The organism is Mycobacterium sp. 852002-50816_SCH5313054-b (genome assembly GCF_001667185.1).
In the GTDB taxonomy this organism is placed as follows: domain Bacteria; phylum Actinomycetota; class Actinomycetes; order Mycobacteriales; family Mycobacteriaceae; genus Mycobacterium.
In genome coordinates, this window is the sequence record NZ_LZIC01000119.1 from 1 (window position 1) to 24197 (window position 24197).

The window sequence follows — 24197 nt, forward strand, 5'->3', positions numbered from 1 at the left end:
CCCGGGACCGCCGCCGACCGCGGTGCCCCCTGCCCCGGATGGGTCGGTGACGCTGTCGGCGGCCAAGGCCGCCGCCCTGCAGGACATTCAGGCCGCGATCGGCGCGGCGAAGGACGCCCAGAAGAAGGGCGATTTCGCCGCCTACGGCGCGGCGCTGCAGCGCCTCGACGACGCGATCAACAAGTACAACGCCGCCAAGTAGCGGCGCTCCGTTAGCTGCCGCGAGCGCGCGTGTTTGTACGGCGACACGCCGTAATGCGCGGCATTCCAGGGGCGCTCGCCCAGTGACGGCTCACCCCTGCAGCCGGCGGGCGACCTCCCCGTAGCGCTCGAAGCGCTCGTGGCTGCCGAGCGCGTTGTACAGCACCAGCCGAGTCGCGACCCCCGCGTACTTCTTCCTCAGCGCGTCGGCCAACCCGTCCCACGTCGACTCGGTGGCAAACGCGGCGATGTGCTCGTCGGTGATCTGGGCCGCCATGCCGGCGAAGTCCCCGGCCTTCTGCTTCTCGCGGATGCGGGCCGTCGTGCCCTCGAATCCCGCCTCGTCCCAGATGAACGCGTAATTGGGTGTGCTGCCGTAGAAAGACATGCTGGCCCGCACCGACTCCCGTTCGCTGTCGCGTTCTTCGTCGCCGTCGCCGACGATCGTCATCACCGGCACGATCATGGCGATGTCCGACGGGGAGCGCCCGGCCTTGGCGGCTCCGTCGGCGACGTTGGGTACCACGTGACGGGCCAGGTAGCCGGGCTCGCCGAGCGGATGGACGTGCACGCCGTCGGCGACTTCGCCGGCCATCCGCAGCATCCACGGATTCACCGCCGCCACATCGACTTTCGGGTCGGGCGCATCGATCGGTCCGGCGCTCCACTGCGGGGTGATGAAGTCCAGGTCGTAGAACTCACCGTGGTGCTCGAGCTTGCCCGTTCGGAACGCGGTGAAACAGGACTTGACGGCGCGCACGTAGTCGCGCAGCCGGGGACCGGGCCGCTCGAAGGCCATCCCGTAGCGCCGCACCACGTGCGTGCGCACCTGTGTGCCGAGGCCGAGCCGGAACTTCCCGCCGGTCGACTCCTGGAGTTCCCAGGCGGTAGCCGCCGTGACGAAGGGGCTGCGTGGGAAGGCCACCGCGACCCCGGTGGACAGCTCGAGGCCGGGCGCGGCTTGCGAGGCGACGGCGGCGTTGAGGTACGGCGTGCGTCCGGTCTCGGTCAACAGCAGCCCGGAGAACCCGGCGGCCTGGGTTCGCCGGGCCAGATCGCCGATCCGGTCCAGCGGCTGGGGGACCGCCATCACGTCGATGTGCATGGCGGAACAGTATGCCGGAAGGCTTCAGCCGCGCGATGCCGTGCGGAATCTCTCGCGGTAGGCCTTCGGTGAGACGCCGAGGTGGTCGACGAACACTCGCCGGAGGCTTTCCGTGCTACCGAACCCCGCCAGGCGCGCGGTGTCGGCGACGCTGCGGCCGGCGTCGAGCGCGGCACGGGCGGCGTCGATGCGCACCATCTCGACGTAGCGGGCCGGCGTCGTGCCGAGTTCGGATTGGAACAGGCGCGTCAGCTGCCGCGTGCTCAACGACGCCCGCGCCGCTAGCGCTTGCACGCTGTGGTTGGCCGCCGGGTCGGCCGAGATCGCCTCGGTGACCTTGCGCAGCGGGGACTGCGGCGGGGGGTCGGCCTCTACCAGCACCGAGAATTGCGATTGGCCGCCCGCGCGCTTGAGGTAGACGACCAACCACCGGGCCACGTCGCGGACCAGCTCGGTGCCGTAATCCATCTCGACCAGCGCCAGCGCGAGGTCGATGCCCGACGACACCCCGGCCGAGGTGAAGACGTCGCCGTCGCGCACGAAAAGCGCATCCGGCTCGACGGTGATGCCGGGGAAGGCCCGGGCGAACAACCGGGCGTCGTGCCAGTGGGTGGTGGCGCGCCGGCCGTTGAGCAGCCCGGCCTGCGCCAGGATGAACGATCCCGTGCAGATCGAGGCCAGCCGCCGGGTGCGGGCGGCGGCCGACTTGACCGCGTCGACGAGCTCGGGATCGATCGCCTGCCGCGGCAGGTTGTCGCTGCCGGCGACCATGATGGTGTCGGCGGACTCGATCGACGACAGGGCGTCGGTGACGCCCAACCGGGTCCCGATCGAGGTGGTGACGTCGCGCCCGTCCAGCGACGCGATCTTGAGCCGGTAGTCGGCGCCGAACCGGTTGGCTTCGGCGAAGACCTCGCCGGCTCCCGCGACGTCCAACATCGTCACGTCGTCGAAGACGACGATCACCATCACGCGCGACTGCCCTCCGGCTTCAGCCACGCACACATTGTGTCGCAATCCATGGGAAAGACGGCCGGAACGGCACCGGTGGCTGGGCGCATGGCGCCGGAAGATGTAGCCAGTCCCCGAAGGAGAAGCGGTCATGGCGATTCAGTCCATCGAAACCATTGCCGGCATCGCCGTCCCCGACACCGCCCTTGTCCGGGATGCCACCGACTTCATTCGCAGCGCCGAGGACGACGTGCTCTTTCACCATTCCCGGCGCGTGTTCCTGTTCGGCGCGCTGCATGGGCGCCGCCTCGGCGTGGCTGCAGACCCGGAACTGCTCTACGTGGGGGCGATGTTCCACGACCTCGGCCTTGCCCCGCGCTATGGCACATCGACCCAGCGCTTTGAGCTGGACGGCGCCGACGCGGCGCGCGACTTCCTGCTCGAACACGGCGTCGGGCAATCCGAGGCCGACAAGGTGTGGCTCGGCATCGCGCTGCACTCGACCCCCGAGGTTCCGGGGCGCCTGGACCCGGAGATCGCCCTGTTGGCGGACGGGGTCAAGACGGACGTGGTCGGCGTCGGCCGGGAGGCCCTGGCCCCAGCGGACATTGACGCGGTGATCGCCGCCCACCCGCGCCCCGACTTCAAAAACGGCATCCTGTCGGCCTTCTACGACGGCATGAAACACCGCCCGCAGAGCACCTTCAGCACGATGAACGACGACGTGCTGGCGCACTTCGACCCCACGTTCCAGCGGGGGAACATGGTCGACTTCGTGCTCAACAGCACGTGGCCCGAGTAACGGAAAGGAGCAGGTCAATGGAAATCCATGAGGCGCTGTACACCACCAGGATGATGCGGCGGCTGCGCGCGGACCCGGTTCCGCTGGACGTGCAGGCCCGCATCCTCGATGCGGCCGTCCGGGCACCCAACGGGGGCAACACCCAGCGCTGGCACTTTGTGGCAGTCGACGATCCGCAACTCATCCACGAGTTCGGTGAACTGTTCCGGCAGGGCCGCGCTCTCGAATACGACAAGTTCAGGACGGGGCAGGGACCGATGGTCGTGCCGGGGCCCGGCGCGGACGCGGCCGCTCACGCCGAGACGATGCGCCGGATCAAGGGCTCGGGGGATTACCTGGCCGACCACTTCGAAGAGGTTCCCCTGTTGCTCTTCGTCTTCGCCATCGACGACCTCGGGGGCGCCAACATCTACCCGGCGATCTGGAGCGTGTTGCTCGCCGCCCGTGCCGAGGGCGTCGGCGGGGTCATGACGATGGTGCTCAACAACTTCCGGGATAGGGTCAACGAGTTGCTCGGTGTGCCTGTCGAGGAAGGCTGGAAGATGTCGGCCATGCTGACCCTGGGCTACCCGCGGGGAAAGTGGGGCGTGGCAGCCAATCGTCGCCCGGTGCATGAGGTTTCGTCCCGAAACAGCTGGGACGGGCCATTCGGTGTCGAGGTGCCGCAGCCGCTGTGGTCGCCGCGGGACGAGACGGCGCCCGGCCTGGCCGCCGTGGGATAACAGGAGACAGATCATGGCCATCCAGTCACCGGAAACCATCGCCGACATCGCGATACCCGACACCGATCTGGTGCGCGCGATCACCGAACACATCCGCGACGCCGAAGAGGACCTGCTGTTCGACCATTCGCGCCGGGTCTTTTTGTTCGGCGCGCTGCAGGGTCGCCGCCGCGGACTGCAGCCGGACCTGGAGCTGCTCTACGCCGGGGCGATGTTCCACGACGTGGGTCTTACCCGGCGCTACCGCACCTCCGCCCTGCGCTTCGAGGTCGACGGCGCCAATGCGGCGCGAGACTTCCTGCTGCAGCACGGCGTCGATGAGGCCGACGCCGACAAGGTGTGGCTGAGCATCGCCTTGCACACCACACCCGGAGTGCCCGAGTTCCTCGCGCCCGAGATCGCCTGTGTCACCGCGGGTGTGGAGACCGACGTGCTGGGCATCGGCCGCGACGACCTTCCCCCCGACGCGCTCGCCGCGGTCACCGCCGCGCACCCGAGACCGGATTTCAAGCGGCGGATCCTGGCGGCGTTCAACGACGGGATGAAGCACCGTCCGGACAGCACCTTCGGCACGATGAATGCCGATGTGCTGCAACACTTCGACCCGACGTTCGTCCGTGCCGATTTCGTCGACGTCATCATGAAGAACACCTGGCCCGAATAGCGGGGACCGTGAGGAGGCAGCTCACATGGACGATGGCGCCAAGCAAATCGGGGTCACGGTCGTGGCGCCGGGTGAAGGGGATTACGTCGCCCTGCCCGGTTTCGGGGCGGTGTTCAAGCTGTCCGGCAAGACCAACGGGGGCGAGGTCTCCATCGTCGAGCATCCGTTCGAGGTCGGCCTGCTGACCGCGGCGCACCGGCACACCCGGGAAGACGAGCACTCGATCGTGTTGGCGGGCGAGATCGGTTTCCGCTCCGACGACAGCGAAGTGGTCCTCGGGCCGGGCGGCTACATCACCAAGCCGCGCGGCCAAATGCACGCGATGTGGAACGCCGGCACCGAGCCCGGCCGCATCGTCGAGATCATCACCCCCGGCGGATTCGAGAATTACTTCCGCGAGCTCGGGGAGCTGCTCGTGGAGCACGCGGGTGACCCGGTCGGCAAGGTCCTGCACGAGCTGCCCGAATTCGGCGAGCTGGCGGACAAATACGGGCTGACCTACGGGTCACCGGAGTGGATGGACGACATCGCGCGGCGATACGGACTGAACCCGCCTTCACACTGAGGGGAACTGCGCCGCCCACGGTTCGGCGGCGACGCCGGCGACGCCGATGAGGTAGGCGATGGTGTGATACCAGCCGGCCGTGGCGGTCAGTTCGAGGATCTGTCGGTCGTCGAAGTCGGCGCGCAGGTCGTCGAACAGCTCATCGGAGATGGTGCTGGTGTGGTGCAGCTCGTCGGCGAGTCGGATGATGTTGCGCTGCTGGGTATTCCAGCACGCGTCGTCGGCTCCGCCGTGCACGGTGCAAAGCAGCTGCTCGTCGGTCAGGCCGAGCGGCTTACCGAAGGCGACGGCGTGGACGCCCCATTCGTACTCGGCGCCGCAGAGCGCACACGTCCGGGCAATCAGCACCTCGCGCGTCGGCGGCGGCACAATGCGGCTGCCAAGGATGCCGGCGCCCAGCGGACGCATGCGCGCCGCGAGCTCGTCGTGGACCGCCAAGGTGCGGAACAACGCCAACGGCGCCACGTCCGAACCGGGCGGCATCCACTTCGCGAGCAGCCGCTCGATATCGGGTTCGTAGGGCGGCTCCAGCGGAGCGATCCGGACTCGACGTGACACGACGCACCTCCGTGCTCTGATTATCGAAGCACCACCATAGCGCTCTGAAAATCGGAGCGCAAGAGGACCCGGGCAGCTACGCTGCTGCTGTGTCCGAAAGCTCGAAAGAACCGATCATGGCCCTGCTGGACCTGCTCGGGCGCCGGTGGGCGATGCGGGTCATCTGGGAATTGCGCGCCGACGAACTGACGTTTCGCCAACTGCAGCAACGCTGTAGCGGCGTGTCGGCCAGCGCACTCAACAGCAGGCTGCGCGAGCTGCGTGAGGCGGGCATCCTCGGCAGAGGGACCGACGGCTATCGGCTCACCGAAGAGGGCCGCAGTTTGTTGCAGGCCTACGAGCCCCTGGGCCGGTGGGCCAAGCGATGGGCCCGGCGCCAGGCCGGGGTGGCGGTTTGACTGTCGCGCGCCAGGCGGTGCTCGGCGCCGGGCGCCGCGTCAGCGTGACCGCGCGCGTCCGCCGCGCGAAAAGGCACTGGCCAGGCGGCGATTTGGTCGCCGCGACGCGCGTTCGGTAACCTGTCATTTACCAACGCGGGGTGGAGCAGCTCGGTAGCTCGCTGGGCTCATAACCCAGAGGTCGCAGGTTCGAATCCTGTCCCCGCTACCAGGTAAAACGGCCCTCGGAGACTTCTCCGGGGGCCGTTTTCACGCCCGATGGCCACGTAGTTGGCCACATTAGCTCGGTTTACTAGTTAACTGACCTGCACCTTCGTTGCTGGATTCCAGCCTTTTGCCGAGCATGATGGCGTTCCCTTGCTCCGGCGGCGCTTCGGTCATCGTTTGCCACGGCGCGATTTACTCAGAAGCTCAGTGCTAGATAGCTGTCGTCACGGAATTCACGGTAGCCGCCGCACAGACCCGGTGGAGGCTTCAGCTGGCATCATGCAATCCCGAGTTCGATGATGAATACGCCAGCCAGACACAGAAGCTGGACTGCTGGCCAAGGTCGAGCACACTCGGGGAGACCTGCAATTAGGACGGTCGTTCGTCATCTGGGTTCCCATCATCATGGTGGCGTTGGCGTCGATGGCCGCCGTGACGATCGCTACGCCGGCAGTGAGCTCGGCCGAATGCGCGGACGGCGAGTGGTGGGACCCGGCCGCTAATGTACGCCGGCCGCTGGGTGTCGGGCCGCGACCGCTGGCATGCGACAAACGGCTGGTGGTGGGATCCGGCCGCCAACGTATGCCGTCCGCCACTGCTACCGCCGCCCGGCTAGTCAGTGCTTATGGCCCGAACTCGAGATCGCACTTGCCCAGCGCACGAGTCCGGACGGTAGCCTTACGCCGCATGAACGACTCCGTCGTCGTCAAGGTCAAGCCCGGCAGTCGCAAGGGACCCCTTGTCGAGGTCGGTCCTGACGGTGAGCTGACGATCTACGTCCGGCCGCGAGCGGTTGACGGCAAGGCGAATGACGCGGTCACCCGGTTACTGGCAGCCCACCTTCAATTGCCAAGAAGCCGAGTCGAATTGGTATCCGGAACGACCTCGCGGCTCAAGCGCTTCCGCATGAGCCGTTGAGCAGCGCGTCGCACGCTAGTGCGGATTCTCAGCTGACCGCCAGGACAGACCCGTCACAGCGGGAGCCGATACGGTGTATTCATGCGCCGCGTGGACTACGTAATCCACTACGTCGAGTCGCTTAAACGGTCGGTGACGTTCTACCGCGACGTGATCGGGCTCCACCTGCGGATCGAGGGCGACGGCTACGTCGAATTCGAGATGGAAAACACCAAGTTCTCGCTTTTCGAACGGTCGAAGCTGCCGGGGCTCATCGGTCGCGAAGGCGGCAACCCGCCGTGCGGCGAGATCGGCTTCCTGATCGAAGACGTAGATTTGGAAGCGCGGCGGTTGAGAGGGCTCGGTGTCGAGATCCTCAGCGGACCGGTGGATCGGCCATGGCATGAAAGGCCGCTCCACATCGCCGACCCGGACGGCAACATTATCGAATTCGCGCAAAAGCTGTGATGATTCCCGGCCTGTCGCGCCGGTCGAAGGCCAGCGTGGGCAGGGAGCTCAGTGCGAGATAGCCGAAAGTCGGTTCATAGGAGGCTCGCATTGTGCCGTGGTCCCGGGCGACGCCGGACACGTGTCACGCAAATTCACGTCGGGAAAGGGGCGGCATGCCAGAACCATTGCAGGTCTTGGCGAACCTGAAAAGGCCGTGCGGTCACAAGTCATGACGCCGAGCCGCTATGCGTTCATTACCGCGCTTACCAGCTAATCGACCTGACCAGAGTCTCACGTGGCAGCTGCCGTTCGCTGTAGTTCCCGGCTGCCGCCACGTATGAATCGCACAGGCAGTGCTGACCAGACTGGATGGTGCCGGTGTGAGGATTTTCTTTTCTGGTATCAAGATGATTGCAGCGCGGTAGGCGTTGCTCTAGAGAGGACACGTTTTCGAAATGGAAGGTCACGCGGCTCCGTTGCGGGTGATCGTGGCCGACGACGAAGTATTGCTTCGTGAGGGCCTGGCCAGCCTGCTGACAGGATCCGGCTTCGACGTGGTGGGCGATGCAGGAGATGGCGCCGACTTGGTATCGCAGGCTCGCGCTAAAAAGCCCGACCTGGTGATCGTCGATATCCGGATGCCGCCGACGCATACGACGGAAGGTCTGGATGCGGCCCGGCTGATCCGCGAAGAATTGCCCGACACCGCAATACTTGTGCTGTCGGCCCACGTCGATGTCGAGCATGCGATGGAGCTTTTGGCCAGCGGTCACAAGGTTGGCTATCTTCTCAAGAGCCGGGTCACCGACGTTTCAGATTTCCTCGGCTCCCTTGAACGCATCGCAAAAGGGGGCTCGGTGGTGGATCCGACCTTGGTGGCTGACCTCGTCAACGCGCGTCGGCGTGATGACCCGCTGGCCGTGCTGAGCGCGCGGGAAAAAGAAGTGTTGGCGTTGATGGCCGAGGGTCGATCCAACGCCGGAATCGCCCGACGACTGTGGGTCAGCGAGGGCACAGTGGAAAAACACGTGCGCAGCATCTTGACCAAGCTGGACCTGCCCGAGGAGCCCGATGATCACCGACGCGTCCGCGCGGTGATCGCATACCTGGATGCTCGCTGATCAGGGCTCGCGCGATGGCTGGCCACGGCCATCGAGAAGCCCCCGTATCGCGTCGGGAGACAACGCGACCTTCGGCACGAACCCAAGAGCCGGGCTGGCCAGGATCATGTCGTCGAACTCCTGCTCGGAATGGGTAGAAGTCAATATCACTGCCGAGGAGACAGCCCCGCCGGTGAGCCGCCCAGCCAGTTCGAACCCGCTTTCGCCGCCGAGATCGACGTCGACGATCGTGACGTCGGGCTTCAGTTGTGCCAGACAGTCCAGTGCCTCGGCGCTGGTGGATGCCACCCCGACCACCGTAATCCCCTCGCGGCCAAGAAACTTCGCAGCCGCGTCAAGGAAGGTTGGGTTGTCATCGACGATGACGCAGCGCAGCGGCTGAGCCCCAGACTCCATGACACCAGTCTGACCGAGCGGCCCCCGGGTGGCATTCCAGGTACCTGCAAATGCGGCGACCACCCTGGCTATGCCGCGGTATGCGCGCCGGCCAGGTGTCCGACCACAAAAACGAGTAGCGCGGCACCGCCGCCGACGAGGAGTTGACGCGTGCCGGAGCGCACAGCGCCTTTACGGTTGAGCAGGCCTATCGCCGCGCCGACCGCGAAGAGGGCCGCGCCTGCCGACGCGATTGCCATGGTCAGAGCGGCCACACCGGAACCGAATAGGTAGGGCAGCACCACCACGACCGCGCCGATCGCGAACGTGAGCAGGCTTGAGATAGCCGCCGACCACGGCGAGCCGAGCTCGTCGGGGTCGAGACCGAGTTCCTCGCGGACCATGGTATTCAACGCCGTGTCACGATCTTTCATGATCGTGGCCGCGACTTGCTCAGCCTCGTCTGCGCCCAGGCCTTTGGCCCGATAGATCAGGGCCAGTTCCTCAGCCTCCGCCTCGGGGTCGTCGCGCAACTCCTCAGATTCGACGCTGATTTCACGTTGGTAAGCCTCCCGCTGGCTGCGCATTGAGATGTATTCACCGGCGGCCATCGAAAATGCCCCCGCGAGAAGGCCAGCGAGGCCGGCGAACAGGATTGCCGAACTCGACGCCCCAGAACCGGCGAATCCCATCACCAGTGATGTGTTGGACACCAGGCCGTCGTTGACGCCAAAGACCCCCGCTCGCAAGGCCCCTGAGCGGTCGCCACGGTGCCAGGATTCGCGTCGTTGAATGCCCCGTGAATCACTCCCGTCGCGTGAATCCCGGAGACGGCTGAGGACGAGAGCATGCGAGCGCTCGTCCACAGCCATCGCCGCGGTGGCTTCCGGGTCGTCTTGGTAGAGCCCGGCGTCGCCGTGCTCGGCGCGTTCCAGGTAGGGGAGCACGGTGTCAACGGAGAACCGGCGCCCCAGCCAGGCCAGCATCCGGCCGCGTATGCCGGACCGAATTTGGTCGGGCACCGGCTCACCGATCTCGGTGAGCTTGTCCGCCCAATGGGCGGCGTGCTTGCGTTCCACCGCGGCCAGCTCAGTCAGAACCTTTCGCTGGTCGCCGTGCGCGGTTGCCGCAAGGCCGGAATACAGAGCCGCGCTGCGCCGTTCGGACGCCAACAGCTCGTGGAACCGACGAGCTTGCCCGGTGTCTCGACGGACAGACATTTACGCCGCACCGTTGCGCACGGCGGCCTCAATCTTCTCGCCGGTTTCCTTGTCGATGTTCTTCCAGTACTCGAAGGCGCGCAGCAGGACCTTCTCGGACACGCCGTTAAGCAGGTGCCCAGCGACGTTGGACACCAGCCGATCCCGGGCCGCGTCGTCGAGCACGTCGCGGACCATGATGTTGGCCTGGCCGTAGTCGTCGTCCGCCTCGCGCAACGTGTTCGCGGCGCGGACCATCTCACCGTCGGTGTACCAGTGCACCTCGGCGGCGCGTTGCGGGTCGGCCTGCGGACCACCGTAGGAGTTCGGCGCGTAGACCGGGTCGGACAAATTCTTGATCCGCATCACGCCGTCCTTGGAGTAGCTGTGCACCTCGACCTTGGGCGCGTTAACCGGGATCTGCTTGTAGTTCACCCCAAGCCGGGCGCGGTGCGCATCGGCGTAGGAGAAGCCACGCCCCAACAGCATCTTGTCCGGACTCAGACCGGTGCCGGGCACGATGTTGTTGGGCTCGAACGCGGCCTGCTCGATCTCGGCGTGGTAGTCGGTGACGTTGCGATCCAGCGTCAGCGTGCCGACGTCGATGAGCGGGTAGTCGGCGTGCGGCCACACCTTGGTCAGATCGAACGGGTTGTACCGGTAGGTCTTGGCGTCCTCGAACGTCATGATTTGCATCTTCAATGTCCAACTCGGAAAGTCGCCGCGCTCGAGCGCGCTGTACAGATCCCGCTGGTGATAATCGGGGTCGGCGCCGGCGATCCGGTCGGCTTCGGCCTGGGTGAGGAACTCGACACCCTGGTCGCTGATGAAGTGGTACTTCACCCAGAAGATCTCGCCGGCCGCGTTGATCCAGCTGTAGGTGTGGCTGGAGTAACCGTTCATGTGCCGCCAGGTCCTGGGGATACCGCGATCACCCATCAGCCAGGACAGCATGTGCGCCGATTCCGGGGACAGGGTCCAGAAGTCCCACTGCATGTCGTTGTCACGCAGATTGTTTGCCGCACGGCGCTTCTGGGAACGGATGAAGTGCTGGAACTTCAACGGGTCGCGGATGAAAAAGATCGGGGTGTTGTTGCCGACCATGTCGAAGTTGCCCTCCGACGTGTAGAACCTCAGTGAGAACCCCCGTGGATCCCGCCAGGTGTCTGGGGTGCCGCGCTCACCCGCGACCGTGGAGAACCGGATGAGCGTCTCGGTCTTGGTGCCAGGTTGAAACACCGCGGCCCGCGTGTAGCCGCTGACATCGTGGGTGACCTCGAAGTGGCCGAACGCGCCCCCGCCTTTGGCGTGCGGTTGTCGTTCCGGGATGCGCTCCCGGTTGAAGTTGGCCATCTGCTCGATCAGGTAGTGATCCTGTAGCAGGATCGGGCCGTCGGGACCGACGGTAAGCGAATGCTCGTCGCTGGGCACCGGGATTCCTGCGTCGGTGGTCGTCGGATTGGGTTGCGTGTCAGTCATTCTGTTTCCATTCGTTGTGCGTGAACCCGCGGCTGCAGGCGCTATTTGTCATCGGGGTTGAGTGCGAGGAAAGCGACGCCGGCGGCCGCGCCGGCGATGACCTGAGCGACCAGGTACACCCACAGCGTCGGCCACGCGAACATGTGCATCACCGCGGCGCCGATGGTGACGGCCGGGTTGAATGCACCGCCGGAGATACCGCCGACGGCGACGGCGCCGGCGACGACGGTGAAGCCGATCGCCAGCCCATAGAACGAGTTGTCCGGGTGGTCCTTGCTGGTGGCGACGTTGAGCACGACGTAACACAGGGCAAAGGTGAAGAGCAGCTCAACCACGAACGCGGCCAACAACGTGCGTCCGCTCAGCGTCACTGTCGCGATCGCGGCGAACTGCGCGGGATCGATGACCGTTCGCACCACTACCGCGGCCAGCACACCAGCACCGAACTGCACCATCCAGTAGGCGACGGCATCGCGCAGCCCGATCCGGCGTCGCGCCAACACAGCAAGGGTCACCGCGGGGTTGTAATGACCACCCGATAGGTGCCCACCGGCGTAGATCATCACCATCAGGGCCGCACCGATCGCCATCGGCGCCAACGAGCTGCGGCTGCCGACCGCGGTGCCCACGGTGAATACCAAGAAGAATGTGCCGATTGCCTCGACCGCGTACTTGACTGCGGCCCGACGCGCGGCGGAGGTGTCGTCGACGTAGCCGTTGAGCGCCCGAAGCGGCGGTTGCGATGTATCGGTTGCCATGGTTTCCAGAATTGCGCCGCCGACGGTGAAAGTCGTTACTGCTGACGCCCATTGACCATTGCTGCTAGCCGCAATTCATCGGTCCGCGCCGCTGACCAGGATCCGAGCCGAGGCTAGTGCGACTGCCGGCCGGTTGTCAGATACGCAACGCTTGCGCGCCGGCAAGGGAGGGCGGTCAAACCTGGCGCCACGAAGGCTTAGCGGGTTCAACCAGCTGGATGTCAACGGGCCCGAGACCGAAGATGGCGATCACAGCTGGCTCGTGTGCGGCGGCCGGTACCCCGTCGTAATGGGGGGTGCGGGCAGTGCGCTTGACATATCCGCCGGGACCGACCGGAACGGCGTCCTGCGGTGAGAATTCGTTTCCACTGTTGACCCACCAGGTTCCGAACACGACCACACAGATCCGATCCGTGGCATAAGAGTGCGGTGCACTGAACCAACCGGAATTCCATTTCATCATGACCAGGTACGGTTCTGGGCTGTTGAGATCACCATAGAGCGTGGCCATTTGGCCGCTAGTCGGTGGCAGCTCTGCCCACGGCTGGAAAGATATCTTGTCGTAAGCTAGTACGAAGGTCTCGTTCGGATCGGGGAGATGCCCGTCGGCATGCGACGTACTAGCCAGATTTGAAGGAGACGTGCCGTTCTCGCAACCGGTGATCCCGGCCGCCGCAAGTAACGAGGACGCGATCAGCAGTGAGCGTCTGTTGAGTTCCCCTGCTTCGAATCACATTTCGTGGCCGGGCACCGCCACCTGGCGGTTGTTACGCGGCCAAAGCCAGCGCGCGTTTCTGCTTCCGCTGCGTAGTTGGACGCGAAGGCCCAGGACATTTATGTCGACCTCGCGTATGCATGGTTGAGCAGCTGCCGACACCGCGACGGCTTCCGGCAGTAACGGTGTGGTGTGGATCGAATTCATTGCACTCAGTTCTCTTCCGGTTCAGGCGATCAGACGGCTGCGGGGGAGTGCCCTCGCGGCGGTGATGACCGACGCGATGTCGTCGTCTGCGTGGCCACGGGAGATCGCTTCGCGCCATTTCGGTAGCAGGGCGTTGGTTAGCGGCAGATGCAGTCCTTGCAGCTGCGCGGCGTATGCGGCGAGTTCAGCGTCCTTCGCCGCGTGCCGCAACGGAAAACCGGGGGCGAAATTCCCGCCTACCATTGCGTTCGCCTTGACCATCACATAATTGGGAGCCATCGGACCGCCGGCGATCGTCTTCAGGAACAGTTCTGGGTCGAGGCCGAGAGCTTCTGTCAGCGCGAGGGTCTCGGCCATGCCCTCGACGAGCACGCTCATCCAGTTGTTGATCGCCAACTTGAGCCGGCTGCCGTCTCCGACACGGTCGAGCCACACCGTGTGCCGGCCGAGAACGTCGAAGATCGGTTCCACTCGGGACCTCACCGCATCGGCGCCGGCCGCAAGTATGAGCAGCTGGCCTTCCGCGGCCGGTCCGGAACTACCCGACACCGGTGCGTCGACGAACGCCACGCCGTACCAACCCGCCAGCTCGGCAAGATGGGTGCACCACTGGACCCCGACGGTGCTCATCTGGACCCAGACGGCGTCGCGACCCGCGGCAAGCAAGGCGCCGGCCGGCCCGGACATCACGGACTCCACGCCCGCGCCGTCGGTGAGCATGGTGATCAGGACATCCGCGCCCGCCGCCGCGTCTGCCGGACTTCTTGACAGGTACGCGCCGTCGGCGACCAGCGGCGCGGCCTTGTCCGGTGTCCGGTTCCACACCCGCACATCGAATCCTGCTCGGAGCAGGTCGCGGACCATCGGTGCGCCCATGGTCCCGGTGCCCAACACGGCGACAGTGATCGTCTGCGCGGTCATCACACACTCTCCGGGGAGGGGCCCGAGACCGGCGCCGCCGACACCATGATCTTGTCGATCTCTTCCAGGTCGGCCTCGCTCAGTGATACATCCGCGGCCGCCAGACTGTCCTCGACGTGGCTGGTCCGGCGGGCACCGACGATGGCAACATGCACGGCAGGGTTGGTCAGGGTCCAGGCGATGGCCAGCTGGCTGACTGATATGCCGAGATCGGCGGCGAACATCGAAAGGGCTCGCACCGTCGCCAGGTTGCGTCGATAGGCGTCACCGGTGAAAACGTCGCTGCCGCTTCGCCAATCATCGGGGGCGAAGGAGCTGTCCTCGGCCAGCGTGCCTGTCAGCAGACCATGTGCCAGCGGCCCATACACGAGCACCCCGATGTCTTCTTCGCGACAGTAGGGCAAGAGCTCATCCTCGACATCCCGGCGGAAGAGGTGATAGGGCGGCTGCACGGTCTCCACGGGAAGTGTCGCGGAGAACTCCTGAATTTGGTCAGCGGTGTAGTTCGACACCCCGACGTGGCGGACCTTGCCTTCGGCGATGAGTTCGCCCAACGCATCTGCCGTCTGCGCGACGGGCACGGTGGGGTCGGGCCAGTGCACCTGATAGAGGTCAATGTGGTCGAGGCCCAGCGCGGCAAGGCTCGAGTCCACGCCTCGGCGTAGCCATTCCGGGCTGGCGTCGCGGACGAGGCCGGTGTCAGTCTTGCGCAGTCCACCCTTGGTGGCGATGACGAGTTCGTCTCGGGCGCTGGCGAATTCGTCGTGAAGCGCCGCACCCAGGATCCGCTCGGACGCGCCGAATCCATATGCTTGTGCGGTATCGAAGAAGTTGACGCCGAGCTCACGGGCACGTCGGATGGCTTTGACGGCCGTGTCCGCGTCGAACTGGCCCCATTCTCCACCCAGCTGCCATGTGCCGAAGGCGATGCGCGAGACGTGCAGTCCCGTCTTCCCCAATGTTGTTGTCTTCAAGGTCGTCCTCTCTCATTGCGGGCCAGGCTAGGCCGTGCCTGTGGGATACGCTGCCAGTTGGGAAGGCGCCCAACCCCTACGATCCGGCTCCTGCGACGCATTGTCGCCACTGCTGGCCCCCATAGGGAATGTCAGCTAGCCGGAATCGCTTAGTACCAAGTTTCCGGTACCGCCAGGGTTGCACGCAGCATCGTGAAAATGACGTGGCCCAACAGGCGGTGGTAAACGCTGGGGCCTGCCAGCCAACGGCTTTGGAGCGCCTGCTCATGACCGATTGCAGTACTACGTTCATCCAAGAGCGGTTGAAACATCGCGGTTACCTCACCACCTGCTCGACAAGCAGTCTGCGGAGATGTCGACGTCCGCGATAAAGCCGTGACATCACAGTTCCGTTCGGGGTGCCCATGATCTCGGCAATCTGCTTGTATCGAAAACCCTCGACATCGGCGTAATACACCACCGACCGTAGTTGTATGGGCAGGGCCCGCATCGCCGCCTTGATTTCGCAGTCAGGTAAGGCCGCGAGCACTTCATCCTCGGCCGAACGAAGTCCCATCCACGTGTGGGCCGCCAGCTGCTGCTCGGTGAACTCCTCAGTTGAATACTGTATTGGCCGCCGCTGCTTTCTGCGGTATCCGTTGATGTAGGTGTTCGTCTGTATCCGGTGCAGCCATGCATTGAGGTTGGTGTGTGGCGTGAACGAATGAAAACTGCTGTACGCCTTGACCATAGCGTCTTGCACCAGGTCCTTCGCGTCGGAGTGGTTGCGGCACATGCGCAACGCGTGGCGGTACACCGGCTCGCGTAGCGGCACGACCTCACGTTCGAACCGAGCGTCCATTTCGGTCTTCGGTTCAGCTTTCGTGCGCTGCAGTGCAATATCTTTGGAACAACTGCGGATGCCATCCATGGCTCAACGATTGCGCTAGCGGCAATAGACGTCGCCACAGCTGACACCCATCATCTCTTCTGGGTAGCTGCCACTCAAGCCGGAGCATGCTGCTGAATGCGGGCGCAGTCCGGAAGCGCCTACGCCCGCGGAGTTTCGGGATCGGTCACTTGCCCACCTCCGGGCGACAACGATGGCTTGGAGACACTGCACCCGAATTAGCGACTCGCGACCCTAGCTTCATGAGTTCATGCCGCCGAATCGGGCTCGCCCATATCGCCAAGGTCTGGAAGGGGCCGGCGGCAGATTTCGTGGGCTTCGTCAGCCGGTACCCCATAGATACGCAGCAGGTCTTCGGTCATCCTGTCGGTGGCATCCGCGTCGTCGCGCCCGAGCTGGTCATGCAGCAGTTGGCCCAGCGCGAGCAGTGCCGCGGCGGCCAGTGCCAGCGCCATTTCGGGATCAGCGACATGGAACCGGCCAGCCCGGTTGGCTGCTTTGATGTCGCGCAGAGCCCGGGGCGCCATCCCGCGTTCAGACAGCAGTGGTCCCATGCCACTGTTGAGCAGCACACGGCTCTCTTCGGGGCGACGCCGAAACAACCGGCAGGTCAACCGGAAGCTTCGCGCAAACGTTTCTGCGGGATCATCGACTTCAGGCAGGTTGTCCAGCAGGGCACCGTGGACGTCGAAGATCTCATTGAGCGCCGCCTTGAACAGCTGTTCCTTGCTGTGGAAATGGTTGTAGAACGAGCCAATCCCGACATCGGCGGCCCGGGTGATGTCCTGCACCGGCGCGTTGAGCTTGCCTGCGGCGATAAACGCCTGCGCGGACTTGATCAACGCCGCTCGGGTGCGTTGCCTGCGTCGTTCGGCGCGGGTTGGGACCGCGCGGGCTTCCTCTTTTACGTCGCTCACCTCACCCACATTACTGAAGGTTCCATCAATTATGACGGTATCAATCAAATATGAAGGATTCGTCACAAAACCCTTGACTGAGGAAACCATCGTGAGTGACGATATCGTCAAATCGCACGAAAGGATCCAGCGATGAGCGAGCACATCGTCGGCGCCTGCAACGATCTGCACAGCGACCAGGGCGCCCGTACCGGAGAACACCGAATGCGGTCAGCCAACCCGGTCATCAAGGTCCAAGGCTCTCTCCCGTTGTGAGCCCAGGGATGACGCGTCAACAAGAATGGTCAGGGGCCACGACGTGGTCGTTGCGACGCCTTGCCGCCCACGTCACATCTAGCGAGAAGCGGTGCCGGCAGATGCTGCTGGTGCAGCTGCGCTCGCTGATCTTGCGCCCCACGCCACCGCCTGTGGCTGTCGGAGTTGTGGTTGCGACGTCGCTGATTGTCGGCGAAACCCTTGTCGTGTATCCGCTCAAGGGTGCCGCGCCCGCGGACAGCTTGGGCGTGATCTATCTGCTCGGCGTCGTGGTGGTTGCGATTCGGTGGGGGTTCAGGCTGGCGGCGGCGACATCTTTGGCCAGCGCCCTGGCATTCGACTACTTTCATATCCCGCCCCCATTCGACTTCACTCCTGTGGAGCGCCAGGACTGGGTGGTACTAGTCGTCTTTCTGGCGATCGCACTGGCGATCAGCGCCCTCGCCGAACTGGCCCGATCGCGCGCCGCCGAGATTCATCAGCGCCGCCGCGAGACGAGCGAGCTCGCCAAGCAGCAGGCCGCACTGCGACAGGTCGCCACACTGGTCGCCCGCGGGGTCGACCCGTCCGAGGTTTTTGCGGCTGTAGCCAAAGAAATGGCCCGGTGTCTCGATGTCATTGGGACAGAAGTGATCCGCTATGACGGCGGCGACGCGGCCGTCATCCTCGCCTCCCACAACGAGCTGGGTCGGCGGAAGCTGGAGGTGGGCGAGCGCCTAACACTGGAGGGCGACAACGTCGCGGCGATGGTGTTGAACACGGCAGGCAGCGCCCGCATGGATAACTACGAGCCAGCGACCGGTTCCTTGGCCGCCCGCGTCCGAGAACTGGGCATCCGTTCGGTGGCCGCAGCCCCAGTCATCGTGGGTGGCCGTGTCTGGGGTGCCGCGCTTGTCGGCACGAGGGGCCCCGAACTGCCCCTCAACATCGAAAAGCGCATAAGCGACTTCGCCGATCTGGTCGCCACCGCTATCGCGAATGCCGCGACCCGGGCCGAATTGCAGGCGAGCCGCGACAACGTCGGCGTGCTCGCCGAGCAGCAGGCTGCATTGCGGCGCGTCGCCACACTGGTGGCCCGCGGAGCGAGACCGTCGGAGGTGTACTCAGCGGTCGCAGACGAAATCGTCCGCTGCCTAAATGTGGACACCAGCGGGGTGTGGCGTTACGAATCTGATGATGCGATCACCCTTGTCGCCGGAAGCAGCAGGGTCGGTTCGCAATATCTGCCAGTGGGCGAGCGTCTGACGATTGAGGGCGACAATCTCGGAGCGATGGTGCTACGCACCGGCCGCGCTGCCCGGCACGACAAGGTCGAGAACGCCCGCGGCTCGGCCGTTGCGCGCATGCGCGAGTTGAGCATTCGTGAGGGCGTGGGAGCACCCATCATCGTGGATGGGCGCATCTGGGGACTGGCTATCGCCGCCACGACTGGCACCGCGCCGATGCCACCGGACTCTGAGGAGCGCATCGGTGATTTTGCAGATCTCGTTGGGACGGCGATCGCCAACGCCGCTACGCGCGCCGAGTTGATCGCGTCGCGCGCCCGGATCGTAGCCGCTGCCGATGACGCCAGGCGTCGTCTGGAACGTGATCTGCACGACGGAGCCCAGCAGCGCCTCGTCTCGTTGGGACTGCAGCTACGACTCGCCGAAGCTGTGGTGCCGACCGAATGCGCTTTCGTTCGGGACCACCTGTCCGACGCCGTGCGCGGATTGACCGGCGTATTGACTGAATTGCAAGAGATCTCCCGTGGGATCCATCCCGCGATCCTGTCCGAGGGCGGGGTTGGGCCTGCGCTGAAGATGCTGGCGCGCCGCTGTTCTGTGCCCGTCACGCTCGATCTCGCTATTGACCGACGGCTGCCCGAATCCGTTGAAGTCGGCGCGTATTACGTGGCAGCTGAAGCACTGACCAACGCCGCCAAGCACGCCCGAGCGTCGCAGGTGCATGTGTGCGCGGAGACCGACGACGCGGCCCTCACTGTGCTGATCCGTGATGACGGAGTGGGCGGAGCAGATCCCCGCAACGGGTCGGGACTAATCGGCTTGATCGACCGGGTCGAGGCCCTCGGTGGCCACATGAAAGTCGTGAGTCCGCCTGCAGTCGGGACGACTCTGCACATCATCATCCCGCTGTGATGAGAAGACCGCTCATGACCACGCGCGCCCTCCCCGAGGTCTCGCACTGTGTGCGTGGATGGTGCAGACAAGGACTATCAGCGTTCCCAATCCGTCGGTGTCCGCTAGCACCCACGCTCGGACCGGCACTCCCAAAGACATCGCAGCTGAATTGGCGCCCCGTGAGGCGGTTAGCGGGGGAGCTATTACGGCTAGCAGGGGGTCGGATTGGGTGCTAACCGCGTCGACATCAGTCCTCGGCACCAGACATCCTCAGTTATGAGGTTTTCATCATAATCAGTTGAAGCGCTCATAAGTGACGATATCGCCAAGAGCGTCGTTGGCTGACAAGCGCGAAGTCCAAGACGGTGGCTAAGAGCCGCCGCGAACAAAGAAGGAACACGATGGCATACCAGACGGTCAACCCGTACGACAACCAGGTAGTGGCTCGCTTTGAGGACCTGACCGACGAGCAGGTCGCCAAGCTTATCGCGCAGGCGCAGAAGACATTTGAGTCATGGAGCCAGGCGCCGTTCGGCGAGCGCGCCGCGGTGTCCAGGCGTGGTGCAGCCATTCTTCGCGAGCGCCCCGATCAGTTCGCCCGGCTGCTCACGCTGGAGATGGGCAAGCTCTACGCCGAGAGTTTGGGCGAGGTCGAGCTAACCGCGCAGATATTCGACTACTTCGCCGAGAACGCGGAGGGTTTCCTGGCGCCCGAGCGCCTTGACACGGCCAGCCCCGACGACGACGCCATGGTGGTCAGTGCCCCCCTCGGGGTCATCCTGGGCATCCAGCCGTGGAACTTCCCGTTCTACCAACTGGCACGGGTAGCGGCGCCGAACCTCATGGCCGGCAATGTGGTGATGGTCAAACACGCTTCCAACGTGCCGCAGGCCGCGGCCGCCTTCGAGCGACTGCTACTGGAAGCCGGTGCACCGCCCGGCGCCTACACCAACCTGTACGCCACCAAGGATCAGATCTCGATGCTGATCGACGACCCGCGTGTTCGCGGCGTGGCGCTGACCGGCAGCGAGGGCGCCGGTGCGGTCGTCGCCGCCCGCGCCGGCAAGAACCTGAAGAAGTCCACCATGGAACTGGGCGGTTCGGACGCGCTGATCGCATTGGCCGACGCCGATCTGGATAAGACCGTGCAGTGGGCGCTGTGGGGCCGGATGAACAACGGCGGGCAGTGCTGTGTGGCCTCCAAGCGGATCATCGTCGTCGACGAGATCGCCGACGAGTTCTTCGAGAAGTTCCAGGTCGCACTGTCCGAGCTCAAAGCTGGTGATCCGTTCGATGAGGCGACCACGCTGCCCCCGATGTCGACTCAGGGTGCCGCCGACGGTCTGAACGCCCAAATCACCGCCGCCGTGGAGGCCGGCGCGAAGGCGATCCCGCTCGGTGCGCCGGTGCCCGCCAAGGGTGCGTTCGTGCAACCGACCATTCTGACCGACATCGCCGCGGACAACCCTGCCTACTACCAGGAGTTCTTCGGACCGGTGTCGCTGTTCTTCCGGGTCAAGGACGAGGACGAAGCCGTGCGGCTGGCCAATGATTCGCGCTACGGGCTGGGTGGATCGGTGTACACCCAAGACGTCGCGCACGGCGTCGAGGTCGCCAAACGCATCGACAGCGGCATGGTGTTCGTCAACCACCCCACCTGGACCAAGGCCGACCTGCCCTTCGGTGGGGTCAAGATTTCGGGCTACGGGCGCGAACTCTCCAACCTCGGCATTCAGGAATTCGTGAACAAGAAGCTCATCAACGTCGTCCCGATCGACGCGCCGGCCTGATCAGTCCGTGACTCAGAGAAAAGGAACCGTAATCATGGCTGACTTCACCGTGGGAAAGTACCTGGCGACCCGGCTCGAGCAGATCGGACTCAAGCATTACTTCATGGTCCCCGGCGACTACAACCTCGTCCTGCTCGACGAGCTATTAACCAACGAGAACCTGGCCCAGATCGGCTGCTGCAACGAGCTCAACGCCGCCTACGCCGCCGAGGGCTACGCCCGGGTCAACGGCTGCGGCGCGGTGCTGACCACCTACAACGTGGGTGCGTTCTCAGCGCTCAACGGTGTCGCCGGCGCCTACGCAGAACGCCTGCCGGTGATCTTCGTGTCATCCGGCCCCAACACCAACGACCCGGCCGCCAATCACATCATGCATCACACAATGGGCACCCACGACTTCTCCGATCAGTACGAGATATGCCGGCAGGTGACCTGTGCAGCGGTGCGCATCCTGCACCCCGACAACGCGCCGGCGCTCATCGATGAGGCGATCAGCACCGCGCTGCGCGAGCGCAAGCCGGCCTACATCGAGATCGCCTGCAACCTGTCGGCCGCACCGTGCCCCGAGCCGGCCCCGGTCGACACGATGCTGGCCTCCACGATGCTGTCCTGGCAGCCCACCAATCCGCAGGCATTGACTGCAGCCATCAGCCTGGCCGGCGAGCTTCTGGAGAACGCGAAAAGGCCGGTCCTGCTGGCCGGGGTTCACCTGCGCGCCTACGGTGCGATCGCGGCGTTCCGGGAACTGGCCGAGGCATTGGGCGCCGCGGTGGCGGTCATGCCCAACGCCAAGGGCTTTTTCCCTGAGGACCATCCCCAATACGTCGGCATCTACTGGGGCGAGGTCAGCACCCCGCAGTGCCAGGCCATCGTCGACTGGGCCGACTTGATCGTGGCCGCAGGCCCGGTGTTCTCCGACTACACCACGGTGGGCTGGAGCGCGCAGCCGCCCCGGCACAAGCTGATCAGCGCTGAACCCCAAGTGGTGCGGTTCCCCGACGCCGAATACACCGGTGTCGCGCTGGCCGACTTCCTGTCCGACCTCGCCAAAAAAGTCCAAGCCAACGACGCCACCTTGCGGCAATATCATCGCCTGCGCGGCGGCGCATCCGCCCCGGCGCGACCCTCGGAAGTCGACGCCGACGCCCCGCTAAGCCGCGCCGAGCTGTGGCGCCAGATCGAGGCAGACCTCGACGCCACGACCACACTGCTGGCGGAAACCGGTGACTCCTGGCTCAACGGCATCTACACCCGGCTGCCCGGCGGTGCCCGGTTCGAGATCGAGATGCAGTGGGGCTCCATCGGCTGGTCGGTCCCGGCTGCCTTCGGTTATGCCATGGGTCTGGAACCCGACCGGAGGCTGGTGGCAGCCATCGGCGACGGATCCTTCCAGCTGACCGCCCAAGAAGTGTCCAACATGATCCGCCACCGCCAAGAAATCCTGATCTACCTGATCAACAACCGCGGCTACGTCATCGAATCGGCAATCCATGACGGCCCCTATAACTACTACAAGAACTGGGACTACGCGGGACTAATCACCGCATTCAACGCGGACGACGGCCATGGTCTAGGGCTGACCGCCACCACCGCAGCAGAACTGGCCGACGCGATCGGCATTGCCCGAGCCCACACCGGCGGCCCGGTCCTGATCGAATGCCAGATCCCCAACGACGACGCCAGCCCGGAGCTCATCTCGTGGGGATCCAAGGTAGCCCGGGTTAATGCCCGCCCACACCAACTAACCCCATGAGAAACGCACGTCAAATGACGACATCGTCAGCAATGAAGGAGAAACAGTAATGACCGACCAACTCATAACCCCCCACAACGATCTGCACAGCGAGCAGGGCGCCCGCACGGGTGAGCACCCGGGGCGCTCGGCCAACCCGATCATCAAGGTGGCCGACCTCGCCTGGCTGGAGTTCGAGAAGCCCGATCTGGCCCGCGCCGAAGTCTTTGCCCACGCGTTCGGCTTTGCCACCGCGGCGCGCACCGGCGACGAGCTGCAACTGCGGGGCAGCGACCCCGGGTCGCCGTGCGTGATCATCCGCGGGGGCCCGCGGTCGAAATTCGCGGGGATCGCGTTTCGCGCCGCCGAGCACTCCGATGTACTGCGGCTGGCCGATGCCACCGGGGCTAGCGTGCGCGCACTGCCCGAGGCGCTGGGCGGGGTGGCGGTCGATCTGGTCGATCCCAGCGGCCTGCCGGTGCGGGTGGTCTCCGGCACCCATCGGCTTGAGGGCCTACCGGCGCAGAGTCCGGGCGTGTTCAACTTCGGCCACCAGCAGGTGCGCGTGAACTCCACCGTGCGCCCGCCGCAAGTCCCCACCACGGTGCAGCGGCTCGGACATGTGGTACTGCAGACCACCCGCTACCGTCAGGCGCTGGACTGGTATCTGGATCACCTGGGGATGATCGTCAGCGACTTCCAGTTCTACCCCAATCAGCGCGAACGCGGGCCGATCATGAGTTTCATCCGCTGCGACCGCGGCCAGACCCCGACCGATCACCACACGTTGGCGATGGCGCTGGGCCCGTCCAACCGCTACGAGCACTCGGCCTACCAGGTCAGCGACCTCGACGCGCTGGCCGCCGGCGGTGCGTACCTGGCCGAGCGCGGCTATCGGCACTCTTGGGGCATCGGTCGCCACGAGCAGGGCAGCCAGATCTTCGACTACTGGCGCGACCCGGACGGCTTCCTGGTCGAGCACTTCACCGACGGCGACATGTTCGACTGCACCCTCGAGCCGGGCTGGGCACCGTTCACCACCTCAGGGCTCGCGCAGTGGGGCCCCCCGGCCAGCAAGAACTTCCTGGGCCTCAGCCCCGGCCCCGATGCGGTGCGCCAACTTGGCACGCTGCTGCACGCGATCCGCGACGACAGCGAATTCGACCTTTCCGCCCTGCGCGGGCTGCTGGCCTTTGCGACTTCCTAACCCACCAACCCCCAACCA

The 24197-nt window shown here is 65.1% G+C and carries 26 protein-coding genes, 1 tRNA gene and 1 pseudogene; 16 read left to right on the forward strand and 12 right to left on the reverse strand.

All coding sequences use genetic code 11. From position 1 onward, the window contains the following. Window positions 1-202: hypothetical protein (locus A5787_RS21675; protein WP_156764069.1), on the forward strand; the 202-nt coding region annotated here is incomplete at its 5' end. A 90-nt stretch (window positions 203-292) separates the two neighbouring features. Here the strand turns inward: A5787_RS21675 and A5787_RS21680 are convergent. Beyond that, complete coding sequence (locus A5787_RS21680) at window positions 293-1306, reverse strand: TIGR03617 family F420-dependent LLM class oxidoreductase (RefSeq protein ID WP_066970846.1); 1014 nt, start codon at window positions 1304-1306, stop codon at window positions 293-295. Window positions 1307-1330: 24 nt separating this feature from the next. Beyond that, window positions 1331-2275 (reverse strand): GlxA family transcriptional regulator, encoded by a 945-nt coding sequence (locus A5787_RS21685; RefSeq protein ID WP_197507344.1) that lies wholly within the window; start codon window positions 2273-2275, stop codon window positions 1331-1333. A 133-nt stretch (window positions 2276-2408) separates the two neighbouring features. Between A5787_RS21685 and A5787_RS21690 the strand changes: the two genes are divergently transcribed. The 4 genes from A5787_RS21690 to A5787_RS21705 are packed head-to-tail and all read left to right on the forward strand — an operon-like array spanning window position 2409 to window position 5010. After that, window positions 2409-3059, forward strand: a complete 651-nt coding sequence (locus A5787_RS21690) for an HD domain-containing protein (RefSeq protein WP_066970849.1) — start codon at window positions 2409-2411, stop codon at window positions 3057-3059. A gap of 17 nt (window positions 3060-3076) precedes the next feature. Then, window positions 3077-3781 carry a nitroreductase family protein gene (locus tag A5787_RS21695; protein WP_066970850.1) on the forward strand — a complete coding sequence of 235 codons (705 nt, stop codon included), beginning with the start codon at window positions 3077-3079 and terminating at the stop codon, window positions 3779-3781. Between the two features lie 13 nt (window positions 3782-3794). After that, complete coding sequence (locus A5787_RS21700; protein ID WP_066970852.1) at window positions 3795-4445, forward strand: HD domain-containing protein; 651 nt, start codon at window positions 3795-3797, stop codon at window positions 4443-4445. A gap of 25 nt (window positions 4446-4470) precedes the next feature. Then, a complete protein-coding gene (locus A5787_RS21705) occupies window positions 4471-5010 on the forward strand; it encodes a cupin domain-containing protein (protein WP_066970854.1) in 540 nt (179 codons plus the stop codon). Here the strand turns inward: A5787_RS21705 and A5787_RS21710 are convergent. Continuing rightward, window positions 5002-5568, reverse strand: coding sequence for a carboxymuconolactone decarboxylase family protein (locus A5787_RS21710; protein WP_082977371.1), 567 nt, complete (start codon window positions 5566-5568; stop codon window positions 5002-5004). The genes A5787_RS21705 and A5787_RS21710 overlap by 9 nt on opposite strands. 89 nt (window positions 5569-5657) lie before the next feature. Here A5787_RS21710 and A5787_RS21715 point away from each other — a divergent pair, with 89 nt between their 5' ends. The 6 genes and pseudogenes from A5787_RS21715 to A5787_RS21730 all read left to right on the forward strand — a co-directional run bounded on the left by A5787_RS21715 (window position 5658) and on the right by A5787_RS21730 (window position 8641). Further along, window positions 5658-5966, forward strand: a complete 309-nt coding sequence (locus A5787_RS21715; protein WP_231994108.1) for a helix-turn-helix domain-containing protein — start codon at window positions 5658-5660, stop codon at window positions 5964-5966. A gap of 134 nt (window positions 5967-6100) precedes the next feature. Next, window positions 6101-6177 (forward strand) — tRNA-Met (locus tag A5787_RS21720). Window positions 6178-6541: 364 nt separating this feature from the next. Continuing rightward, window positions 6542-6789, forward strand: a pseudogene (locus A5787_RS28820) (hypothetical protein). A gap of 71 nt (window positions 6790-6860) precedes the next feature. Beyond that, entirely contained in the window at window positions 6861-7091 is a 231-nt protein-coding gene (locus A5787_RS27015; RefSeq protein ID WP_082977372.1) for a DUF167 family protein, read from the forward strand. 81 nt (window positions 7092-7172) lie between these two features. Further along, window positions 7173-7538, forward strand: coding sequence for a VOC family protein (locus A5787_RS21725; protein WP_066970856.1), 366 nt, complete (start codon window positions 7173-7175; stop codon window positions 7536-7538). A 437-nt stretch (window positions 7539-7975) separates the two neighbouring features. Beyond that, entirely contained in the window at window positions 7976-8641 is a 666-nt protein-coding gene (locus A5787_RS21730) for a response regulator transcription factor (protein ID WP_066970858.1), read from the forward strand. Here the strand turns inward: A5787_RS21730 and A5787_RS21735 are convergent, their stop codons facing one another. From A5787_RS21735 to A5787_RS21775, 9 genes are all read right to left on the reverse strand, one after another. Further along, window positions 8642-9037 (reverse strand): LytTR family DNA-binding domain-containing protein, encoded by a 396-nt coding sequence (locus A5787_RS21735; RefSeq protein WP_066970860.1) that lies wholly within the window; start codon window positions 9035-9037, stop codon window positions 8642-8644. 68 nt (window positions 9038-9105) lie between these two features. Then, window positions 9106-10188 carry a VIT1/CCC1 transporter family protein gene (locus tag A5787_RS21740; RefSeq protein WP_231994109.1) on the reverse strand — a complete coding sequence of 361 codons (1083 nt, stop codon included), beginning with the start codon at window positions 10186-10188 and terminating at the stop codon, window positions 9106-9108. A 48-nt stretch (window positions 10189-10236) separates the two neighbouring features. Next, window positions 10237-11694: a catalase gene (locus A5787_RS21745; RefSeq protein WP_066970862.1), complete on the reverse strand. Its 1458-nt coding sequence runs from the start codon at window positions 11692-11694 to the stop codon at window positions 10237-10239. A 41-nt stretch (window positions 11695-11735) separates the two neighbouring features. Continuing rightward, window positions 11736-12452, reverse strand: a complete 717-nt coding sequence (locus A5787_RS21750) for an MIP/aquaporin family protein (protein ID WP_082977374.1) — start codon at window positions 12450-12452, stop codon at window positions 11736-11738. A 175-nt stretch (window positions 12453-12627) separates the two neighbouring features. Next, a complete protein-coding gene (locus A5787_RS27865; protein WP_197507336.1) occupies window positions 12628-12963 on the reverse strand; it encodes a hypothetical protein in 336 nt (111 codons plus the stop codon). 432 nt (window positions 12964-13395) lie between these two features. Then, window positions 13396-14295 (reverse strand): NAD(P)-dependent oxidoreductase, encoded by a 900-nt coding sequence (locus A5787_RS21760; protein ID WP_066970926.1) that lies wholly within the window; start codon window positions 14293-14295, stop codon window positions 13396-13398. Beyond that, entirely contained in the window at window positions 14295-15269 is a 975-nt protein-coding gene (locus tag A5787_RS21765) for an aldo/keto reductase (RefSeq protein WP_066970866.1), read from the reverse strand. The genes A5787_RS21760 and A5787_RS21765 overlap by 1 nt, the downstream gene beginning before the upstream one ends. 316 nt (window positions 15270-15585) lie before the next feature. Further along, window positions 15586-16110: a sigma-70 family RNA polymerase sigma factor gene (locus tag A5787_RS21770; RefSeq protein ID WP_066970868.1), complete on the reverse strand. Its 525-nt coding sequence runs from the start codon at window positions 16108-16110 to the stop codon at window positions 15586-15588. 296 nt (window positions 16111-16406) lie between these two features. Then, entirely contained in the window at window positions 16407-17165 is a 759-nt protein-coding gene (locus tag A5787_RS21775; protein WP_082977376.1) for a TetR/AcrR family transcriptional regulator, read from the reverse strand. A gap of 42 nt (window positions 17166-17207) precedes the next feature. Here A5787_RS21775 and A5787_RS28550 point away from each other — a divergent pair, with 42 nt between their 5' ends. The 5 genes from A5787_RS28550 (at window position 17208) to A5787_RS21795 (ending at window position 24179) form a co-directional block, all read left to right on the forward strand. Continuing rightward, complete coding sequence (locus tag A5787_RS28550; RefSeq protein ID WP_255361738.1) at window positions 17208-17330, forward strand: hypothetical protein; 123 nt, start codon at window positions 17208-17210, stop codon at window positions 17328-17330. 101 nt (window positions 17331-17431) lie between these two features. After that, entirely contained in the window at window positions 17432-19468 is a 2037-nt protein-coding gene (locus tag A5787_RS21780) for a DUF4118 domain-containing protein (RefSeq protein ID WP_197507340.1), read from the forward strand. Between the two features lie 383 nt (window positions 19469-19851). After that, complete coding sequence (locus A5787_RS21785; RefSeq protein WP_066970870.1) at window positions 19852-21240, forward strand: NAD-dependent succinate-semialdehyde dehydrogenase; 1389 nt, start codon at window positions 19852-19854, stop codon at window positions 21238-21240. A gap of 34 nt (window positions 21241-21274) precedes the next feature. Further along, entirely contained in the window at window positions 21275-22993 is a 1719-nt protein-coding gene (locus A5787_RS21790; protein WP_066970872.1) for an alpha-keto acid decarboxylase family protein, read from the forward strand. A 49-nt stretch (window positions 22994-23042) separates the two neighbouring features. After that, window positions 23043-24179 (forward strand): VOC family protein, encoded by a 1137-nt coding sequence (locus A5787_RS21795; RefSeq protein ID WP_066970874.1) that lies wholly within the window; start codon window positions 23043-23045, stop codon window positions 24177-24179. Window positions 24180-24197: the final 18 nt, after the last annotated feature.

Bases quoted from the DNA above. Each gene is read 5' to 3' on its own strand.
- A5787_RS21725 (WP_066970856.1), top strand. From the start codon at position 7,173: ATGCGCCGCGTGGACTACGTAATCCACTACGTCGAGTCGCTTAAACGG.
- A5787_RS21680 (WP_066970846.1), bottom strand. From the start codon at position 1,306: ATGCACATCGACGTGATGGCGGTCCCCCAGCCGCTGGACCGGATCGGC.
- A5787_RS21745 (WP_066970862.1), bottom strand. From the start codon at position 11,694: ATGACTGACACGCAACCCAATCCGACGACCACCGACGCAGGAATCCCG.
- A5787_RS21705 (WP_066970854.1), top strand. From the start codon at position 4,471: ATGGACGATGGCGCCAAGCAAATCGGGGTCACGGTCGTGGCGCCGGGT.
- A5787_RS21760 (WP_066970926.1), bottom strand. From the start codon at position 14,295: ATGACCGCGCAGACGATCACTGTCGCCGTGTTGGGCACCGGGACCATG.
- A5787_RS21735 (WP_066970860.1), bottom strand. From the start codon at position 9,037: ATGGAGTCTGGGGCTCAGCCGCTGCGCTGCGTCATCGTCGATGACAAC.
- A5787_RS21695 (WP_066970850.1), top strand. From the start codon at position 3,077: ATGGAAATCCATGAGGCGCTGTACACCACCAGGATGATGCGGCGGCTG.
- A5787_RS21685 (WP_197507344.1), bottom strand. From the start codon at position 2,275: ATGGTGATCGTCGTCTTCGACGACGTGACGATGTTGGACGTCGCGGGA.
- A5787_RS21795 (WP_066970874.1), top strand. From the start codon at position 23,043: ATGACCGACCAACTCATAACCCCCCACAACGATCTGCACAGCGAGCAG.
- A5787_RS21700 (WP_066970852.1), top strand. From the start codon at position 3,795: ATGGCCATCCAGTCACCGGAAACCATCGCCGACATCGCGATACCCGAC.
- A5787_RS21785 (WP_066970870.1), top strand. From the start codon at position 19,852: ATGGCATACCAGACGGTCAACCCGTACGACAACCAGGTAGTGGCTCGC.
- A5787_RS21770 (WP_066970868.1), bottom strand. From the start codon at position 16,110: ATGGACGCTCGGTTCGAACGTGAGGTCGTGCCGCTACGCGAGCCGGTG.
- A5787_RS28550 (WP_255361738.1), top strand. From the start codon at position 17,208: ATGAGCGAGCACATCGTCGGCGCCTGCAACGATCTGCACAGCGACCAG.
- A5787_RS21730 (WP_066970858.1), top strand. From the start codon at position 7,976: ATGGAAGGTCACGCGGCTCCGTTGCGGGTGATCGTGGCCGACGACGAA.
- A5787_RS21750 (WP_082977374.1), bottom strand. From the start codon at position 12,452: ATGGCAACCGATACATCGCAACCGCCGCTTCGGGCGCTCAACGGCTAC.
- A5787_RS21775 (WP_082977376.1), bottom strand. From the start codon at position 17,165: ATGGTTTCCTCAGTCAAGGGTTTTGTGACGAATCCTTCATATTTGATT.
- A5787_RS21790 (WP_066970872.1), top strand. From the start codon at position 21,275: ATGGCTGACTTCACCGTGGGAAAGTACCTGGCGACCCGGCTCGAGCAG.
- A5787_RS27865 (WP_197507336.1), bottom strand. From the start codon at position 12,963: ATGGCCACGCTCTATGGTGATCTCAACAGCCCAGAACCGTACCTGGTC.
- A5787_RS21780 (WP_197507340.1), top strand. From the start codon at position 17,432: ATGCTGCTGGTGCAGCTGCGCTCGCTGATCTTGCGCCCCACGCCACCG.
- A5787_RS27015 (WP_082977372.1), top strand. From the start codon at position 6,861: ATGAACGACTCCGTCGTCGTCAAGGTCAAGCCCGGCAGTCGCAAGGGA.
- A5787_RS21690 (WP_066970849.1), top strand. From the start codon at position 2,409: ATGGCGATTCAGTCCATCGAAACCATTGCCGGCATCGCCGTCCCCGAC.